Origin of the sequence: Streptomyces sp. 4F14 (assembly GCF_048159485.1) — a bacterium.
Classification (GTDB): Bacteria; Actinomycetota; Actinomycetes; order Streptomycetales; family Streptomycetaceae; genus Streptomyces.
On record NZ_JBLRVY010000021.1, the window covers coordinates 45,668 to 62,994 of the forward strand.

Below are 17,327 nucleotides of genomic sequence, written 5' to 3' on the forward strand. Positions count from 1 at the left end.
GGCCACGAGAGTGGTGCCGTACGGAGGACAGAGGCGGCGACCGAGCCGCCCACGGGGAAGGTACCCATCGATGGCCTGGGACGAGTGGGAACAGCTCAAGGCGGGCGCGCTGGAGCGCCAACAGAGCTCCGCCGGGATGCAGTTGAACGGCGTGGACGACGGATCGGGCCGCCCGGGCGGCGCACAGTCCACCCCCAGCTCGTACGGAGTCCTCAAGGTCTCCCAGAAGGACCTGGCGGCGATCGGCAAATCGGCCCACACCCTGTTCGACGACCTGTGGAGCAAGGCCCGGGTCTCGGTCCCGTCCAGCGACTCCGCGGCGACGGACCTCACCTCCCAGGGCTTCGCGCTCGGCGGCGCCCTCCAGCACGTGTCGAACCGCTGGGAAGCCCAGCTGAAGTCGCTGATGGACGCGTGCTCGCACATCGCGAACCACATGCACGTGACGAAGAAGCTGCACGCGAACGACGACGACTACATCGCGAGGTCGGCCAGCAGCATCAGCGTCCTGGACGCCGGTTTCGACGAACGGGTCGGCGCCCCGGGCACCCCGAACCAGGTCTACGGCGAGCCGAAGAAGAAGGAGTGAGGAGCGGCGCACTCCCGGACGGCCAGGCCGTCCCACCCGCAGCCGACGACCCCCTCACTCAGGAATGACCCCTCGTGAAATTCGACGCCCTGTTCCACGCCAACTTCAAGCTGCTCTCCGACGCCGTGACCGACTGGGGAACGCTGGTCAAGAACCTCGAACAGCTCCAGAAGGACGCGGAGGACGGCCTGCACAAGGCGGCCAACAAGGCCAACTGGGCCGGTGTGAACCAGCAGGTCAGCAAGGAGTTCATCGGCAAGACGGCCGGTGAGTTCGCCGACGCCCACACCCAGGCGAACAGTATCTACCGGATCCTGGACGACACGCTCGGCGAACTCAAGGGTTTCCACGAGCAGTTGACGTCGGCGGTGCAGACCGCCCGCACCAAGGGCTTCAGCGTCCTGCCGTCCGGCGACGGCTTCATGGTCACCCTGGCGACCCGCCCCCAGGACCCCTCCGGCAAGGAGCCCGACCGTACGGCGGAGATGACGGGCGTCCGCGACGACATCCAGAAGATCCTGAACCAGGCGTCCACGAGCGACAGTTCGGCGGCGACCGTCCTCAAGGCCCTGGCCGATCAGAGCGAGTTGGGCTTCTCCGGCGCCGACTACAAGGACCGGGACACCGCGGCGGAGGCCGTCAAGGAGGCCGACAACCTCGCCCGGCTGGCGCGCAAGGACCCCCACGACCTCACGGTCAAGGAGTTCGACCAGCTCAACGCGGGCTTCAAGAAGTACGCCGACGACCCCCTGTTCGCCGAACGGTTCGCCACGACCCTCGGCCCGCAGAAGACCCTGGACTTCTGGTCCGGCCTCACCGACGGCCGCAACTACGAGGTCGTCGACAAACGCCGCGACCAACTCGACGACCTCCAGCGCGGGTTGAGCCTCACCCTGGCCGGCGCCTCGCAGAGCGACTCCACGGCGATGCACACCTGGAAACGCGACATGATCGCCCTGGGCCCCACCCGCGTCGGCGACACCGGCCCCATGGGCTTCCAGGTCATGAGCAACCTGATGCGCGTGGGCGACTACGACGACAGGTTCCTCACGGACTACGGCAGTCGCCTGATGGCCACCGAGAAGGAACTCACCGCATACGGCCAACAGCCCAACCGCGTCTGGCAGTTCGGCGGCGCGGGCGGCACCACCCAACGCCTCAGCTTCCTCGCCGACGACACCGGCGCCGATCCCCTCACCGGCTACATGCGAGCCCTAGCCAACAGCCCCGACGCTGCCACCACCTTCTTCAACGACGACTACGTAACCAAATCCGACCCCAACAACCCCTTCGAACGAGACTCGGACGACGAGAACGACTACAAAGGCAAAGTCGGCCTCTCCAACTTCCAATACCTCTTCGAAGAACGAGACTGGCCCGAAGAAACCAGCCTCAAAGGCGACGACCTCCACACCGGGCAGAACTACATGGGCATGGCCCTGGAGGCAGCGACCACAGGCCATCCGGCGGGCGAGATGCCCACGCTGGACACGCCGGCCCACAACGCCGAGCAGACCAAACTCTTCGAGTCCATCGTCTCGTCGATCTCACAGAAGGAATCGCTCCTTACCGGCAATGGCTACATGTCGGACAGTATGGGGCAGATCGCGGCAGAATATATGCCTGACATTCATCGGCAGCTTTCTGCAGGAAGAAACGATGAGGCCCTTTTCCCGGTCGCAGGTTCTGTTGCGAATCCCGGAGAGAAGGATGTGACTCGATTCCTTTATGCGGTCGGCAGGAATCCGGAAGGGTATGCTGCCGTAAATTTGGGTCAGTACAGCTATACGACACAGTTGATGCATCACCACTTCACGCATCCCGGTGTTTATCTCGACCCGGGATTTTCTCAGTCTGAGAGTCTCAAGCAGGGAATGGACGGGATCGCGAAGGCCGCCGGGCAGATCGAGGGGATTATTGGCGCCGGTCGCGCTTACGAGAACGAGGTTCGAGGCGCAGAAGCGGATGCCGAGTACAACTCGGCGCTGGAATCCGCTGGAACTTGGGGTGGGACTGCCATCGGTATCGGTATTGGAATGGCTACTGCGCCGATGACAGGGCCAGGTGGGGCCATTATTGGGGATGTGGCGGGTACAGCCGCGGAAGAGGTTATCAACAGCATCACTGGCGGCATGGCGAAGGACAGTACCGATGAAGTTGTCTACCGCAACGGAACTCTGTTCAACGGCACTAGGGACTCGACGTATGCCTTGGTCGAAGAAGCGGCCAAGAAGGCCGGGGAAGCAGCTGGCCAACGTCATCCGCTGATTGAGGGTTCCGTGGCAAATGCCGCAGAATCGGGATTTGACACTGCCCGTTCTAAGGTTCATGACTATATCGACGGTGAGGGCGTACCCCGAAGCCTCGACTCGGAAGGCTAAGCGTTGAAAATCAACCGCCCGAAGATCCTCATCCCTGCTGGTGTCGCGCTGGTCGTAGTCCTGGCTATGGCGATGCTGTACGCCTTGGACCTTCCACCGTTCAAAGAAACTCGAGAAATCAAGGCGGGTGAAGTATGCGGTTCGCTCGGTGACGCGGCACGGGCTGAAACAGCGCTGAAACAAATTTTGCCCAAGAAGTCAGAATATTCTTCCAGGGACGATACAACCGCTTCTCGTGTCGACGAAAAGGATAGCTCTTACGGGACGTATTGCTTTATTTACGGTGACGGCAAGCAGATCGCTGTGGCCCGAGCAGAGTTGGTGGAGTATGAAAATACGGACCAATGGGTGAAGGAAGTGGTCGAGCAACTGGTTCCCGCGTCCTCCTTGACTCCTTTCGATGCTGGTGACAGGGCCGTGGCTTCGAGCCGGATCGCAGCGGTCTACTCACCCTGCCTGTCGCGTGGAGCGAGTAGGTACCTTAGCGTGCACGTCCACTTGAAGGAAAGGGGTAGCGCCAGCGATTCGGAAATCCGGTCGGGCCTTATTGAATTGGTAGAGAATGCGACCGCTTATGCCCACTCTCGCGCGAGGTGCGACCTGCCTTCTAAGGTGAATTCCACAAACTGATTTTCATCTGCCTCCAGATGTTCGAATAATGGCAAATTTAAAAGTCTGTAACCCTATTTGCGAGGCTGCGAAGAAGGTAATTGTGAGAGTTGAGCTGCGGCCCGGGTTGGGCTGCTGTCAGGCTCGGCGCCGACGTTTCGGCATGACCCACATGCCGGCCCATCCCGTTGGGGGTATAGCCGTGCTTCCCATCCCTGGCTCAGCCGCAGCCGGTGTGGCTATCGCGCCGATTGCCACAAATTTTGGCGGAGAAGTGGTTAATACGTTCATTGGACGGGAGATCTGCAAGGCGGTCGATGGCGCAGAAGCGAAGCTGGGCGAGAAGGTTCAAATCGCCAGTAGGGAATTTTGTAATAAGGATATGAGGGATATCGGGCAGAGCGGTGAGAGTTACTTTCCTCATTGTCGTCCGGCTGATCAGAAGGCTGATTTATCGCAGATGAAGGAAGGGATTAAGCGGACTTATGTTGCAACAGGATCGGCGGAGAATCAATACCGGGGTCAGGATCCGTACAAGGAGTAAACTTTCGTGCGCTTTCTCGGGCCCAGTTCATCCTAGTGTCGCCGCCCTGTATCGAGGGGCAGTCGCTTGAAGCCGCACAGTGCACTCTTCGCCCGCCGCAACGTGAAAGTCATTGCCGCGACGGCGTCTCTCCTCGTGGCGGCATCGGGCTGCTCCGAATCCGAGCCGAGTCGCGAATACGCGGCCCCGACCTCCCTGTGTGGCGTATCCGTTGACGCGAGCGAGATCACACCCTTCCTGCCCGGGGGGCGCAGCATTTCCGTCCGGGAAGAAAAAACTCTGACGAGGAGGGGATGCGATGTGAGTGTTGACAACAAGGTCGTCGCGACTGTCGTGCGTGAGTGGGTGGCCGCAGGGAAGACGACATGGTATTTCGTCTCCATGCAGACTCTGGACAAATTTGACAAATCGACGGATAGTGACAGGTATGTCTACTCGGGCAACCAGGCGTTCGGGAAGACCCGCACCTGCAAGGACCCTCAAAACAAGCAGGAACTCTATGCATCCATTCAGTTCTGGGATGCGAAACATAAGGACGCCGACTCCATGAAGAGCCTCATCATGGACTTCACCGGCGAGGTCGAGAAAACATCAGAGTGTGCCACAGGAGTATCCCTATGAGGATCATCATCGCCGTGGCTCTGGCTGGGGCATTCAGCGTGGTCGCATGCTCCGCCGATGGCGGAGACGACGAGAAGAACTACTCGATACCTGGATCCTTGTGTGAGATTTCATCTGATCCCAACCTGATTGATCCCTTCCTGCCGGGAGGTGACTCCCTCACAGTGAAGTCGTCGATCCTCAGCGGTGGGGCAGCGCGATGCGATGTGACCGTCGATGGCAAGGTCACTGTTCGAGAGATTCTTACATGGTGGGGTGACAGGGAGAGTGCCGTCACTGTCGCCGCAGCATATGCGAACACCGATGACGGGAAAGTGACCGACGATGAACGCTATCTCTATTCAGGCGTGGGAGCCGTCGGCAAGACCTCAGAATCTTGCAAGTCGACGGAGCATCCCGACCAGGACCTGTACGGTGTTGTGCAGGTTTTCACAGCCGGCCGGTCGAATCCGGAGGCCATGAAGAAACTGATCATATCTTACATTAAGGGCCTTGAGGCGTCCGCCGAATGCGGTTGACCATCTCGTTCTACGACTGCCTGCTGGAGACGGCGCACCCATCGATCGCCAAGCGCGTACACGGTCTGTCTTGACGCAGGTCATCCTTAGAAACACCTCAGCCAGGATCAGCCTGAGGATCCTGAGCTGTTGGAGCGAGCGGGAGCGGAGGAAGGCCGCAGCAGGGGAACGCCGGGGATCGGCCCTGGCCCGGTGAACTGATGGGGGCAGCCCCAGGAAGTGTGCAGATTCCCTTATGAAATCTCAAAAAGTACGCTCTGCCCACTTGGGGGCATTGGTTTTCACCGCACTCTCCGTCCTTCTTGTTTCGAGCTGCTCAAATTCTGAAGGGGGTCGGGATTATGCGACTCCAGGAGAACTGTGCGGAATTTCGATCAACCCTGAAGATATTGAGCCGTTTCTTCCTGACGGAAAATCGATCACGGTTCGGGAGACGAAGTATGAAACGACAGATCTGTGCAAGGTGATCGTCGACAACAAGGTTGTTGCGACAGCCAGCATCGGGTGGGTGGAGAAAGGGAAGGCGACTTCGTACTTCGCCGCGCTGAATACCTTGAAAACCCTCAAGGAGGTGGACGAGGGAGGGAGGTACGTGTACTCGGGAAATGAAGCTTTCGGGAAGACGCGAACTTGCGTTGATGCTCGTTACGGCCAGGAGCTGTACACCGGGTTCCAGTTCTGGGGGGATGAGCATAAAGATGCTGATGCGATGAGGCGTATTATTGGCGATTATACGAATCGGGTTGAGAAACTGCCTGAGTGTACCGAGGGCGCGTTCGGACAGGAGGAGTCACCAAGCCCCACGAGTTGGCGGTAGGGGCGTGATTGGCCGAGATCTGTCGGTCGTGTGGGACTGGATCGAGGGGTTTCCTGTGTTTACGTGGTGACAGGTCGTTCCGGGAGTGTTGTCACGGAGGTGGGTGGCCATGGGTGGTGCCGCTGGGCGGCTGGTGGGGGCGTTGGAGTTGGTGATGGGTGGGGAAGTGCCGGTGAGGGTGCGGGCGTGGGACGGGTCCGAGGCCGGTGGGGAGGGGGTGCCGACGCTGGTGGTGCGGAATCGGCGGGCTGTGCGGAGGCTGTTGTTCAAGCCGGGGGAGTTGGGGCTCGCTCGGGCGTGGGTGGCGGGGGACATCGAGATCGAGGGAGATTTTTACAGGGCGCTGGAGTTGTTGGCGGGGGTGGTGTGGGAGCGGGGGGAGGAGGCCCCGGGGTTGGGGGAACTGGTGCGGCGGGCCGGGTTCCGGCGGGGCGTGGCCGGGCTCGTACGGCTCGGCGGGGTGCCGTTGCCGCCCGCGCCGCCGAAGGAGGAGGCCCGACGGGTGCGGCATCTGCATACGCGGCACACGGACCGGCGGGCGATCAGTCACCACTACGACGTGGGGAACGAGTTCTACTCGCTCGTGCTCGGGCCCTCCCTGGTCTACTCCTGCGCCTACTGGGACGAGGGCATCTCCCTGGAGGACGCCCAGCGGGACAAACTCGACCTCGTCTGCCGGAAGCTGGGGCTCCGGGAGGGGCAGCGGGTGCTCGATGTCGGGTGCGGGTGGGGTTCGTTCGCGATGCACGCCGCGCGGGAGTACGGGGTCCGCGTCGTCGGCGTGACGCTCTCGCAGGAGCAGGCGGTCCTCGCGCGCAAGCGGGTCGCCGACGCCGGGGTGGCCGGGCTCGTCGAGATCCGGGTGCAGGACTACCGGGACGTGGACGACGGGCCGTACGACGCGATCTCGTCCATCGGGATGGCGGAGCACGTGGGGGCCGAGAAGTACTTGGAGTACGCCCGGCATCTGCATCAACTCCTCGCGCCCGGCGGGAGGTTGCTCAACCACCAGATCGCCCGGCGACCTCATGGGGACGAAGAGGCGTACCAGCTGGACTCGTTCATCGACGCCTACGTCTTTCCCGACGGGGAACTCGCGCCGATCGGCACCACCGTCACGCAGTTGGAGCGCGCCGGGTTCGAGGTGCGGGACGTCGAGTCGCTCCGGGAGCACTACGCGCTGACCCTGCGGCGCTGGGTGCGGAACCTGGAGGCCGGGTGGGAGCGGGCCGCGAGACTCGCCGGGCCCGGGCGGGCGAGAGTCTGGAAGCTCTACATGGCCGCCTCCGCGCTCGCCTTCGAACGCAACCGCATAGGGGTCAACCAGGTCCTGGCGGTACGGACACCGGACTCGGGCACCGCGGGACTCACACTGCGCTCACGGGCCTGGGCCGGGTAACCGGTGGACAGCCCTCAAGGATGAGGGCCGTGGAAATGCCGGCCCGCGAAGGCGCGAGCCGGCTTGGGGGAGACGGGCCGTCGAAGCGCCCGCCCGCGAGAGCGAGCCCCGAGGCCGGCTGACCCTCGAAAGCGCGAGCTCTCGAAGCACTCGCCCCCGAAAACGCGAGCCCTCAAGGCCGCTGCCCCCGAAGCGCCCCCCGTACAAGAGGAAGCCGGGCGGTCTCCACCCCCGTTCAGGAGACCGCCCGCCCCCGCCCCCGAGCTACTCCGACTTGATCGCCCCCAGCATGTTCAGCCGCGCAGCACGCCGCGCCGGCCACAGTGCCGCCAGGACGCCCACCACACCGGCGAGCGCGAGGAAGACGGCGATCCGGGCCCAGGGGAGGACGAGTTCGTACGTCGGCAGGCTGGTCCCCATCAGTTCGCCCGCGGCCCAGCCGAAGAAGACTCCGAGGCCGACGCCGAGGACCCCGCCGAAGAGGGAGATGACGAGGGACTCCAGCCGGACCATCCGCTTGATGCCCTGCCGGTCGAGCCCGATCGCGCGGAGCATCCCGATCTCCTGGGACCGCTCGAAGACGGACATCGCGAGGGTGTTGACGACCCCGAGGACGGCGACGATGACGGCCATCGCGAGCAGCCCGTACAGCATGTTCAGCAGCAGCGTGAAGAACTGGGCGATCTCGTTGGAGATGTCCTTCTTGCTCTGGATCTTGATGCCCGGGTTGTCGCCGAGCGCCTTCACCAGTGCGGCCTTCGCCTCGGCGGAGGTGCCCTCGGCGGTCTTGACCATGACCTGCATGTCGGTGACGTCGGTCTGGTGCGGGGCGAGGGTCGCGGCGTCGAGCAGGATGCCGTGCAGGAAGTCGTTGCCCTTGTAGACCCCGCTGACCGTGAGCCGCTGGCTCTTGCCGTCCTCGTAGTGGACGGTGAACGCCGACCCCGCCTTCCAGTCGTACAGGCCGGCCGTGGTCTTGTCGACGACGACCTTCGTGCCGCCGACCTCGAAGCGGCCCTCCTGGACCTCCGGGCTGATCAGCTTGCCGATCGTGGCGCCGTCGACCCCGGTCAGCGATTCGAAGTCGCCGTCGATCCGGGACGGGGAGTTGCGCAGCGGGCTGGTCGCCTCGACGCCGGACGTCTCCTTGAGCTTCTTCTCCACGTCCGGCGTGAGGTAGTTGCCGTTGACCATGGAGACGACGTAGTCCGCGCGGATCGAGTCGGACGCCATCTTCTCGATCGCCTTCTGGAGGCTGCCGGCGATGACCGTCATGCCGGTGATCAGCGTGAGGCCGATCATCAGCGCGGACGCCGTGGCGGCCGTCCGGCGCGGGTTGCGCACGGAGTTCTGGCGGGCCAGCTTCCCGGCGATCCCGAAGCCGCGCATCAGCGGCGCCGCCGCCGCGATCAGCGGCCGGGACAGCAGCGGGGTGAGGATGAAGACGCCGATGATCAGCAGGACCGCGCCGATGCCCATGGCGGTCTGCGCCTCGGCCCCCTTCATCGTCGTCGCCGTCAGGACCGTCCCCGCGCCCGCCGCCGAGATCAGCGAGCCCAGCGTGTTGCGGACGACGAGGGAGCGGGTCGTGGCCTTCGCGTGCAGGCTGCTCATCGCGGCGACCGGCGGGATCTTCGCGGCCCGGCGGCCCGGCAGCCAGGCGGCGAGCATCGTGATGACGACGCCGACGAGCAGCGCGGAGGCGATCGTGCCGGACGAGATGATCAGCGGGCCGTCGGGGATGATTGCCCCGGTCTGCTCCAGGAGCGTACGCAGGCCCGCGCCGATGCCGATGCCGACGACCAGGCCGGTCACCCCGGCGACCACGCCGACGACGAACGCCTCGATCAGCACCGACCGCGTCACCTGACGCCGGGAGGCGCCGACCGCGCGCAGCAGGGCCAGCTCTTTGGTGCGCTGCGCGACCAGCATCGTGAAGGTGTTGGCGATGATGAACGTGCCGACGAACAGGGCGATCCCGGCGAAGACCAGCAGGCCCTGCTTGAGGCCGCTCATCGACGCGGAGATCATCCGCGCCTGGTCCGCGGCGAGTTCGTCGCGCGTCGTCGTCTCGACCTTGTCGGTCGGGAGGGCCTTGTCGAGGGCGGACTTCAGGGCCGTCTGCGAGACGCCGGCGGCGGCCTTGACGTCGATCTCGTCGTACGTGCCGGTCTTGCCGAAGAGTTTCTGGGCCGTCGCCGTGTCGAAGAGGGTGAGGCTGCCGCCCGCCGCGACGTTCCCGTCGTTCGTCGTGAAGATGCCGGAGATCGTCGGCGTGAGGACCGGGCCGTCGACGGAGATCCGGACGGTGTCGCCGACCTGGTAGCCGGCGCGCTTGGCGGTGTCGGCGTCCATCGCGATCTCGCCGGCGCCCTTGGGGGCCGCTCCGCTGGTCAGCGGGTAGCGGGCGTCCTTGTCGCCCCAGTAGTTGCCGCCCTGGGAGGAGAAGCCGTTGCCGATCAGGTCGCCGTCCTTGTCGGCGATGGCGGTGAAGCCGGTCACCACGCCGGTCGCGGACGCGGCGCCCTCCACGGAGGCGGCCTTCTTCAGGAGGGCGTCGGTCAGCTCGGGGTCTTTGGCGACCTCGTTGGCCCTGGCCTTCTGGGTACGGGACTGGACGGCTACGTCGACCTGGTCGAAGCCCTTCGCGGAGCTGTTCTCCAGGGCGTTGGACAGGGTGTTGGTGAAGACGAGGGTCCCGGAGACGAAGGCGACGCCGAGCATGACCGCGAGGACGGTCATCAGGAGGCGGGCCTTGTGCGCGAGGACGTTGCGCAGGGCGGTGCGGAACATCAGCTCGTACGGCCCTTCGCGTCGAACTCGGGGGTCCGGGGCCGCGCGGCGGAGCCGCTGGTGTTACTGCCCCCGGGAAGGAGGCGCATCAGGTCGAGGACGGAGTCGGCCGTGGGGCCGTACATCTCGTCGACCACCCGGCCGTCCGCCAGGAAGATCACGCGGTCCGCGTACGACGCGGCGACCGGGTCGTGCGTCACCATCACGACCGTCTGGCCCAGCTCCCGGACGGAGTTGCGCAGGAAGCCGAGGACCTCGGCGCCGGAGCGGGAGTCGAGGTTCCCGGTCGGCTCGTCGCCGAAGACGATGTCGGGGCGGGAGGCCAGGGCCCTGGCCACGGCGACGCGCTGCTGCTGGCCGCCGGAGAGCTGGGACGGGCGGTGGCTGAGACGGCCCGACAGACCGACCATGGAGATGACGGTTTCCAGCCACTGCTTGTCGGGTTTACGGCCCGCGATGTCCATCGGCAGCGTGATGTTCTCCAGGGCCGTCAGCGTCGGGAGCAGGTTGAACGCCTGGAAGATGAAGCCGATCTTGTCGCGGCGCAGTTTCGTGAGCTGCTTGTCCTTCAGCGAGCCGAGTTCCGTCTCGCCGATGCGGACCGAGCCGGAGGAGAAGGTGTCGAGTCCGGCGACGCAGTGCATGAGCGTCGACTTGCCGGAGCCCGAGGGGCCCATGATCGCGGTGAACTGGGCCTGGTGGAAGTCGACGGATACCTGGTCCAGGGCGACCACCCGGGTTTCGCCCTGTCCGTAGATCTTCGAGAGATCCGTGGCTCGGGCGGCCACGGCGGCGGTCGGCCGAGCTGCGAGGGGAGTGGTGGTCACGGAAGTCGCTCCTGAGGACGGGGTCGGGACTCGTCCATCGTCGGCGGCGGACCACGTAGTTGTAGTCACTCTTCGGTTCTGCTTCCGGCACCAGTCTCCGGAGTGACAGGGGTCGGTCCTGTCATACCTGGGTATGACCCTGACCCTGACACCGGAGGTGACGGTGAGAACACGGTGTGCGGCGAGGCTCGATTGTCGAGAACCGGTGGAGCGCCCTTGTTCAAGCGGTGAAATTCCGTCATTCCGCGTACACGCGCGGTGATCGCCGGTCAGGCTACTGGCAAGTGCGGATGGCCTGTTCCGTGGTCTGATGCTCCCTCAGACATCAATAAAATAAGACAACATCGGTTCCCCCGGCCGCTGTTGGGGAGGGGCGTCCCGATAGGCTCGGGGCGCGACGAAGCGGAGCCCTTGGCCAGCCCAGATGGTGGAATGCAGACACGGCGAGCTTAAACCTCGCTGCCCCGAAGCGGGCGTGCCGGTTCAAGTCCGGCTCTGGGCACCTCCGCTCGCACCGTTGACCGCGTGGCCCCTCTTGGTTGACTGCGCCGTCCATCAAGGCGTTGGCCGCACCCCGTCGAACCGTTGACACTGCCTGAACGCGGGCGCAGACTCATGGCCAGAACCTGGTGAAGGAAATTTCACCAGGCGAACACCCTTCAGGGGGAGTGCCTTCAAGGCCCGAACACCCCTGAGTGAACGGTTGCGAAGGGAACGCGCGATGCGCACCACCGTCGGCATCATCGGCGCCGGCCCCGCCGGCCTCCTCCTCGCCCGGCTGCTCCACGTCGCCGGCATCGACTCCGTAGTCCTGGAGAGCCACGACCGCGCCTACGTCGAGCACCGGCAGCGCGCGGGAATCCTGGAGCAGGGGACCGTCGACGTCCTGCGCGAGGCCGGCGCGGCGGACCGCCTCGACCGGGAAGGGCTGCGGCACGACGGCATCGAGCTGCGCTACGACCGCCGCCGCCACCGCGTCGACTTCCCCGGCCTCACCGGCGGGCGCTCCGTCACCGTCTACGCCCAGACCGAGGTCTGCAAGGACCTCATAGCCCTCCAACTCGCCGACGGCGGGCCGCTGTTGTTCGAGGCGGAGGCGCTCGCCGTGGAGGGCGTGGAGGGGACGCGGCCGACGGTCCGGTTCCGGCGCGGGGGCGTCGAGGAGACGTTGGAGTGCGACTACGTCGTCGGCTGCGACGGGTTCTGGGGCATCGCCCGGCGCGTCATACCTGAGAGGGACGCCCGGGTCTTCGAGCGGACGTACCCCTACGCCTGGCTCGGCATCCTCGCCGACGTACCCCCCTCGCACGACGAACTCGTCTACGCCCGCCACGAACGCGGTTTCGCCCTCCTGTCCATGCGGTCCCCCTCCGTCTCCCGCCTCTACCTCCAGGTCCCGGCCGGCACGGACGCGGAGAGCTGGTCGGACGACGAGATCTGGGACGAACTCGACCGGCGCTTCGAGACGGACGACGACTGGACGCTGCGGCGCGGCCCCATCACCCAGAAGTCCGTCACCCCCATGCGGTCCTACGTCCACGAGCCGATGCGCCACGGCCGCCTCTTCCTGGCCGGCGACGCCGCCCACATCGTCCCCCCGACCGGCGCGAAAGGGCTCAACCTCGCGGTCGGCGACGTCGTCACCCTCGCCCGCGCGCTCGCCCACGAGCGGTCGACCGGCTCGGCCGGACTCCTCGACACCTACTCCGCCGACTGCCTGCACCGCGTCTGGCAGGCCGAACGGTTCTCCTACGACATGACGACGATGCTGCACCGCGCCCCCGACGCCGACCCCTTCGAGGACCGCCTCCAGCGGGCCCGCCTCGACCGGATCGCCGAGTCCAGGGCGGCGAGTGCGGAGCTGGCCGAGGGGTACACGGGGTTCTTGTACTGAGGGGATAAGCGGACGGTCTCCCCCCGGTTCCGGACGTGTCGCGACTTGGTCATGAATGGAGGTCGGCAGGTCAGGGAATCAAGGAACCGCGTAGCGTGTTGGAGCAACCACGGCGGAGAAAGATCCTCCTCAAGCACTAGGGTCAATCTTTTGCCGTTCCATTACTCTTGATGCCAAGGCCACGCGAGGTGGCCATGGAGGAGTGAAATGAGGAGCAGAAACCCGGTCTTCTCGCGACGGGGCTTCAGCCGCGACAACGGCTACGCGGGCTTCAACGCCGCGCCGCAGGCCGGGGGACCCGCTGTCGCCACGCAGGCGAACCCGTATGCCCAGCAGGCGGGTAACCCCTACGCGACGAACCCGTACGCCCAGCAGACCCAGCAAGGCGCACCGCCGCAGGCCCCCGCCGCGTCCGGCGCGATGACGATCGACGACGTCGTCTCCCGCACCGCCATGACGCTCGGCACGGTCATCGTGACCGCGGTCCTCGCCTGGCTCCTGCTGCCGGTCGACGAGGCCAACCTCAACAAGTCGTACGGCATCGCCATCGGCGCCGGCCTCATCGCGATGGTGCTGGCGCTCGTCCAGTCCTTCAAGCAGCGTCCGGCCCCCGCGCTGATCCTGGCGTACGCGGCCTTCGAGGGCGTCTTCCTCGGCGTCATCTCGGCGACGGTGTCGACGTACATCTCGGCGGGCGTCGTCACGCAGGCCGTGCTCGGCACGATGGCCGTGTCCGCCGGTGTCCTGGTCGCCTACAAGGCCGGCTGGATCCGCGTCAACCGGCGCTTCTACGGCTTCGTCATGGCCGCCGCGCTCGGCTTCGTGCTGCTGATGGCCATCAACCTGCTGTTCTCGGTCTTCGGCGGCGGTGACGGCCTCGGCTTCCGCAGCGGCGGCCTCGGCATCGTCTTCGGGATCATCGGCATCCTGCTCGGCGCGTGCTTCCTCGCGCTGGACTTCAAGCAGGTCGAGGACGGCATCGCGTACGGCGCTCCCCGCGAGGAGGCGTGGCTCGCGGCGTTCGGGCTCACGATGACCCTCGTCTGGATCTACATGGAGTTCCTGCGGCTGCTGGCGATCCTCCAGGGCGGGGACGACTAGTCCCGACCTGGTCCTGAGGTAGTCAACAGGTAGTACCTGAGAGGGACCCCGCGGTTCGCGCCGCGGGGTCCCTTCATGCGTGGGCGCCGGTGCGCGGCTACCGGAGTTTGCGCGCGGCCCTCCTCAGGTCGTACTCGTGGATGAGGGCTTTCGCGTGGCCGTACGCCAGGTTGTGTTCGTGGCGCAGCCAGCTGACCTTCTCGTCGAAGCGGAGAGCGGGGCCTTCGTCTACGGTGCGCAGCCAGTCGGACACTTCACGACCGGTGCAGTGGGGGATGCGGGCGAGCAGGTTGCGATGGGTCTCCTCGGAGAAGACTTGGGACATCGGCGCCTCCGGGGCGTTCGGGTGTAAGCCGGTCCTTCAGGTCACCGTGCCTGAGGGTTCGCCCGTTGGCAACAGTCCCGTACCCGGGGAGTTTCGGTGGCGTAGGCTCGCGGCGTGGTGGATACGACGCCGTTGTTGCGCGCGGTTGATTTGTTCGCGGATCGATTGAGGGCGGCGCCCCAGAGTCGCCTCCAGCGGGGCGCTGCCGCTGAGGCTCTGCGGTTGGCCCAGGAGCTGGCCCGGTGGGCGCAGGCCGTTGAGGAGCCGGGGGCTGAGGCTCGGGTGATGCCTGATGCGGGGATGTTCGCCGTCGCCGATCAGATCACGGTGGCTGCGCATGATCTGGCGGTGGTGCTGAGGAGTGCGGAGGAGGTTGAGGAGGCGGTGCGGGTGGTGGAGGAGGCGCGGAAGAGTGCGGGGGTCTGAGGTTCGTACGCGGCTGACCCGCCGTGGGGGTTGCTCGCGCAGTTCCCCGCGCCCCTAAAAGACGACGGTCACCGTCGGTTTTTTTGTCTTTAGGGGCGCGGGGAACTGCGCGAGCAACCACGAACCACCCGCAGCTGCCCACCTTCACAAGCTCGCTATCACCCGGTCCGCCAGGATGTACACCGTCTCCTCGCCGCACTCGAACGTCAGCGTGTACGCCCCCGAGATCCCCGAGCCGCCCAGCAGGACCGGTGCGTGACCGGCGGTCAGGGCGGAGGCCAGGCGTTCGGCCGTCTCGCGGTGGCCCGGCGTCATGCACAGGGTCGTGCCGTCGGCGAAGACGTAGACGTCGAGCGTGCCCAGCGGGCCCGGGCGGACGTCCGTGAGTTCCACGCGGGCCGCCGCGAGGTCCTCCAGTGTGGACACCGTCCGCTCGTGGTCCCCCATGACCGGGGACTGGACGGGGACGAAGTCGGGGTGGGAGGGGTGGCGGCGGCGGGCCGCGGCCAGTTCGGGGGAGTCGCCGGCGGTCAACTCGTCCGCGTCGGCGGGGAGTTCGCCCACCGGCTCCAGGCCGACGAAGTCGCTCTGCCGGGGCAGGAACAGCTCGCTGTCGGGCAGCCCGAGCAGCGAGGGCGCGTCGGAGACGTCACGCGCCTCCTGCGCGGCCCAGAACGCGCGCGCCTCGGCGAGCTCCCGCTCCCGCTCCTCCGCGAGGGCCTCCGCGACGGCGGCACGTATCCCGTCGGTGTCGGAGGTGCGCGCGGCGGGTACGAGGCCATGGGCGAGGGCGGCGTGGTTGTCCGCGAGCTGGACGCTCAGCGCCTTCACCTGGCGGCGCAGCGCCAGCAGGGTGCGCAGGACGGCGACACCCACGGCACCGGTGGCGGCCGTGGTGACCAGCAGGGCGATCGGCAAGGCGCTCACTGACGTACTCCCGGTTCAAAGTCGACCCCCGACTTCCTACCTCAGCTTGGCGGGCGGACTCTCCCACTGTCAGTGCGTAACGTCACGAAACGGACAGGACTTTGGGCCCGGAGGGGGTGGGTGGAACGGCCCTGAGCTGGGGAATTGTGGTGGCCAGGGAGATAGGTCACATCCTGGGTGAGATTGGATCACAAATCGGCCCGGAGTTCGGGGGAATCCCATACTCCGGGCCGACTACTACGTCAAGTGTCAATTCGACTACGTACGGCTGTCATTCGCGCCCCGGAAGGCCGTCCGACGCACCGCTCAGCTGAGCCGCTCGATGACCATCGCCATGCCCTGCCCGCCGCCCACGCACATCGTCTCCAGGCCGAACTGCTTGTCGTGGAACTGGAGGGAGTTGATCAGCGTGCCGGTGATCCGCGCGCCGGTCATCCCGAAGGGGTGCCCCACGGCGATGGCGCCGCCGTTGACGTTCAGGCGGTCGATGTCGATGCCCAGCTCGCGGTAGGAGGGGATGACCTGCGCCGCGAACGCCTCGTTGATCTCCACGAGGTCGATGTCGTCGATGCCGAGCCCCGCGCGCTTCAGCGCCTGCTTGCTCGCCTCGACCGGGCCCAGGCCCATGATCTCGGGGGAGAGCGCGGAGACGCCGGTGGAGACGATCCGGGCGAGCGGGGTGAGGCCCAGCTCGCGGGCCTTCGTGTCCGACATGACGACGACCGCGGCGGCGCCGTCGTTCAGGGGGCAGCAGTTGCCCGCCGTCACCAGGCCGTCGGGGCGGAACACCGGCTTCAGGCCCTCCACGCCCTCCATCGTGACGCCGGCGCGCGGGCCGTCGTCCTTCGAGACGACCGTGCCGTCCGGCAGCGTCACCGGGGTGATCTCGCGCTCCCAGAAGCCCTTCTTGATGGCTTCCTCGGCGAGGTTCTGCGAGCGGACGCCGAACTCGTCCATGTCGCGGCGGGTCACGCCCATCGAGCGGGCCAGGTTCTCCGCGGTCTGGCCCATCGCGATGTACGCGTCCGGGACGAGGCCGTCCTCGCGCGGGTCGTGCCAGTTCGCGCCCGTCGACTGCGCGACCTGCTCCGTACGCGCCTGCGCCTCGGCGAAGAACGGGTTCGTCGTGTCCGGGAGGCCGTCCGAGCTGCCCTTCGAGAACCGGGAGACCGTCTCGACGCCGGCCGAGATGAAGACGTCGCCCTCGCCCGCCTTGATCGCGTGCAGCGCCATCCGGCTCGTCTGGAGCGACGAGGAACAGTAGCGGGTGACCGTGCAGCCCGGGAGGTGGTCCAGGCCCATCTGTACGGCGACGATGCGGCCCAGGTTGTAGCCCTGCTCGCCGCCGGGCAGGCCGCAGCCCAGCATCAGGTCGTCGATGTCCTTCGGGTCCAGCTCGGGGATCTTCGCCAGCGCGGCCTGGATGATCGTCGCGGTCAGGTCGTCGGCGCGCAGCTCCTTGAGGGAGCCCTTGCCGGCGCGGCCGATGGGGGAGCGGGCGGTCGAGACGATCACGGCTTCGGGCATCACGGCTCCATGGGCGTTCGAGGATCTGG

16 protein-coding genes and 1 tRNA gene are annotated in these 17,327 nt (G+C 66.2%); 12 read left to right on the plus strand and 5 right to left on the minus strand.

The window, feature by feature from the left end:
- Nucleotides 1–70 precede the first annotated feature (70 nt).
- The 8 genes from ACLZOT_RS31335 (at nt 71) to ACLZOT_RS31370 (ending at nt 7,478) form a co-directional block, all read left to right on the plus strand.
- The gene (locus tag ACLZOT_RS31335) at nt 71–589 is read left to right on the plus strand and encodes a hypothetical protein (protein ID WP_416972481.1); all 519 of its coding nucleotides are present in this window, start codon (nt 71–73) and stop codon (nt 587–589) included.
- Between the two features lie 74 nt (nt 590–663).
- Nucleotides 664–2,970, plus strand: a complete 2,307-nt coding sequence (locus tag ACLZOT_RS31340) for a hypothetical protein (RefSeq protein ID WP_416972482.1) — start codon at nt 664–666, stop codon at nt 2,968–2,970.
- A gap of 3 nt (nt 2,971–2,973) precedes the next feature.
- Nucleotides 2,974–3,600 (plus strand): hypothetical protein, encoded by a 627-nt coding sequence (locus ACLZOT_RS31345; protein ID WP_416972483.1) that lies wholly within the window; start codon nt 2,974–2,976, stop codon nt 3,598–3,600.
- 142 nt (nt 3,601–3,742) lie between these two features.
- Nucleotides 3,743–4,123: a hypothetical protein gene (locus tag ACLZOT_RS31350; RefSeq protein WP_416972484.1), complete on the plus strand. Its 381-nt coding sequence runs from the start codon at nt 3,743–3,745 to the stop codon at nt 4,121–4,123.
- Nucleotides 4,124–4,189: 66 nt separating this feature from the next.
- Complete coding sequence (locus tag ACLZOT_RS31355; RefSeq protein WP_416972485.1) at nt 4,190–4,744, plus strand: hypothetical protein; 555 nt, start codon at nt 4,190–4,192, stop codon at nt 4,742–4,744.
- Nucleotides 4,741–5,262, plus strand: coding sequence for a hypothetical protein (locus tag ACLZOT_RS31360; RefSeq protein ID WP_416972486.1), 522 nt, complete (start codon nt 4,741–4,743; stop codon nt 5,260–5,262). The genes ACLZOT_RS31355 and ACLZOT_RS31360 overlap by 4 nt, the downstream gene beginning before the upstream one ends.
- Nucleotides 5,263–5,527: 265 nt before the next feature.
- Nucleotides 5,528–6,079, plus strand: coding sequence for a hypothetical protein (locus ACLZOT_RS31365; protein WP_416972487.1), 552 nt, complete (start codon nt 5,528–5,530; stop codon nt 6,077–6,079).
- A gap of 109 nt (nt 6,080–6,188) precedes the next feature.
- Complete coding sequence (locus tag ACLZOT_RS31370) at nt 6,189–7,478, plus strand: class I SAM-dependent methyltransferase (RefSeq protein WP_416972488.1); 1,290 nt, start codon at nt 6,189–6,191, stop codon at nt 7,476–7,478.
- Between the two features lie 264 nt (nt 7,479–7,742).
- On the opposite strand, the gene ACLZOT_RS31375 is transcribed toward ACLZOT_RS31370, so the two are convergent.
- Complete coding sequence (locus tag ACLZOT_RS31375; RefSeq protein WP_416972489.1) at nt 7,743–10,271, minus strand: ABC transporter permease; 2,529 nt, start codon at nt 10,269–10,271, stop codon at nt 7,743–7,745.
- Nucleotides 10,271–11,098 carry an ABC transporter ATP-binding protein gene (locus ACLZOT_RS31380; protein ID WP_416972490.1) on the minus strand — a complete coding sequence of 276 codons (828 nt, stop codon included), beginning with the start codon at nt 11,096–11,098 and terminating at the stop codon, nt 10,271–10,273. The genes ACLZOT_RS31375 and ACLZOT_RS31380 overlap by 1 nt, the downstream gene beginning before the upstream one ends.
- Nucleotides 11,099–11,516: 418 nt before the next feature.
- Here ACLZOT_RS31380 and ACLZOT_RS31385 point away from each other — a divergent pair.
- The 3 genes from ACLZOT_RS31385 to ACLZOT_RS31395 all read left to right on the plus strand — a co-directional run bounded on the left by ACLZOT_RS31385 (nt 11,517) and on the right by ACLZOT_RS31395 (nt 14,093).
- Nucleotides 11,517–11,600 (plus strand) — tRNA-Leu (locus tag ACLZOT_RS31385).
- Between the two features lie 219 nt (nt 11,601–11,819).
- On the plus strand, nt 11,820–12,992 hold the full coding sequence (locus ACLZOT_RS31390; protein ID WP_416972491.1) for a 4-hydroxybenzoate 3-monooxygenase: 1,173 nt from the start codon (nt 11,820–11,822) through the stop codon (nt 12,990–12,992).
- 207 nt (nt 12,993–13,199) lie between these two features.
- Nucleotides 13,200–14,093 (plus strand): Bax inhibitor-1/YccA family membrane protein, encoded by an 894-nt coding sequence (locus ACLZOT_RS31395; protein ID WP_416972492.1) that lies wholly within the window; start codon nt 13,200–13,202, stop codon nt 14,091–14,093.
- Between the two features lie 97 nt (nt 14,094–14,190).
- On the opposite strand, the gene ACLZOT_RS31400 is transcribed toward ACLZOT_RS31395, so the two are convergent.
- A complete protein-coding gene (locus tag ACLZOT_RS31400; protein ID WP_416972493.1) occupies nt 14,191–14,418 on the minus strand; it encodes a DUF4287 domain-containing protein in 228 nt (75 codons plus the stop codon).
- A gap of 114 nt (nt 14,419–14,532) precedes the next feature.
- On the opposite strand from ACLZOT_RS31400, the gene ACLZOT_RS31405 reads away from it, so the two are divergent.
- The gene (locus ACLZOT_RS31405; RefSeq protein WP_416972494.1) at nt 14,533–14,844 is read left to right on the plus strand and encodes a hypothetical protein; all 312 of its coding nucleotides are present in this window, start codon (nt 14,533–14,535) and stop codon (nt 14,842–14,844) included.
- Between the two features lie 144 nt (nt 14,845–14,988).
- On the opposite strand, the gene ACLZOT_RS31410 is transcribed toward ACLZOT_RS31405, so the two are convergent.
- Nucleotides 14,989–15,771 (minus strand): hypothetical protein, encoded by a 783-nt coding sequence (locus ACLZOT_RS31410; protein ID WP_416972495.1) that lies wholly within the window; start codon nt 15,769–15,771, stop codon nt 14,989–14,991.
- A gap of 306 nt (nt 15,772–16,077) precedes the next feature.
- Complete coding sequence (locus tag ACLZOT_RS31415; protein ID WP_416972496.1) at nt 16,078–17,298, minus strand: acetyl-CoA C-acetyltransferase; 1,221 nt, start codon at nt 17,296–17,298, stop codon at nt 16,078–16,080.
- Nucleotides 17,299–17,327 lie beyond the last annotated feature (29 nt).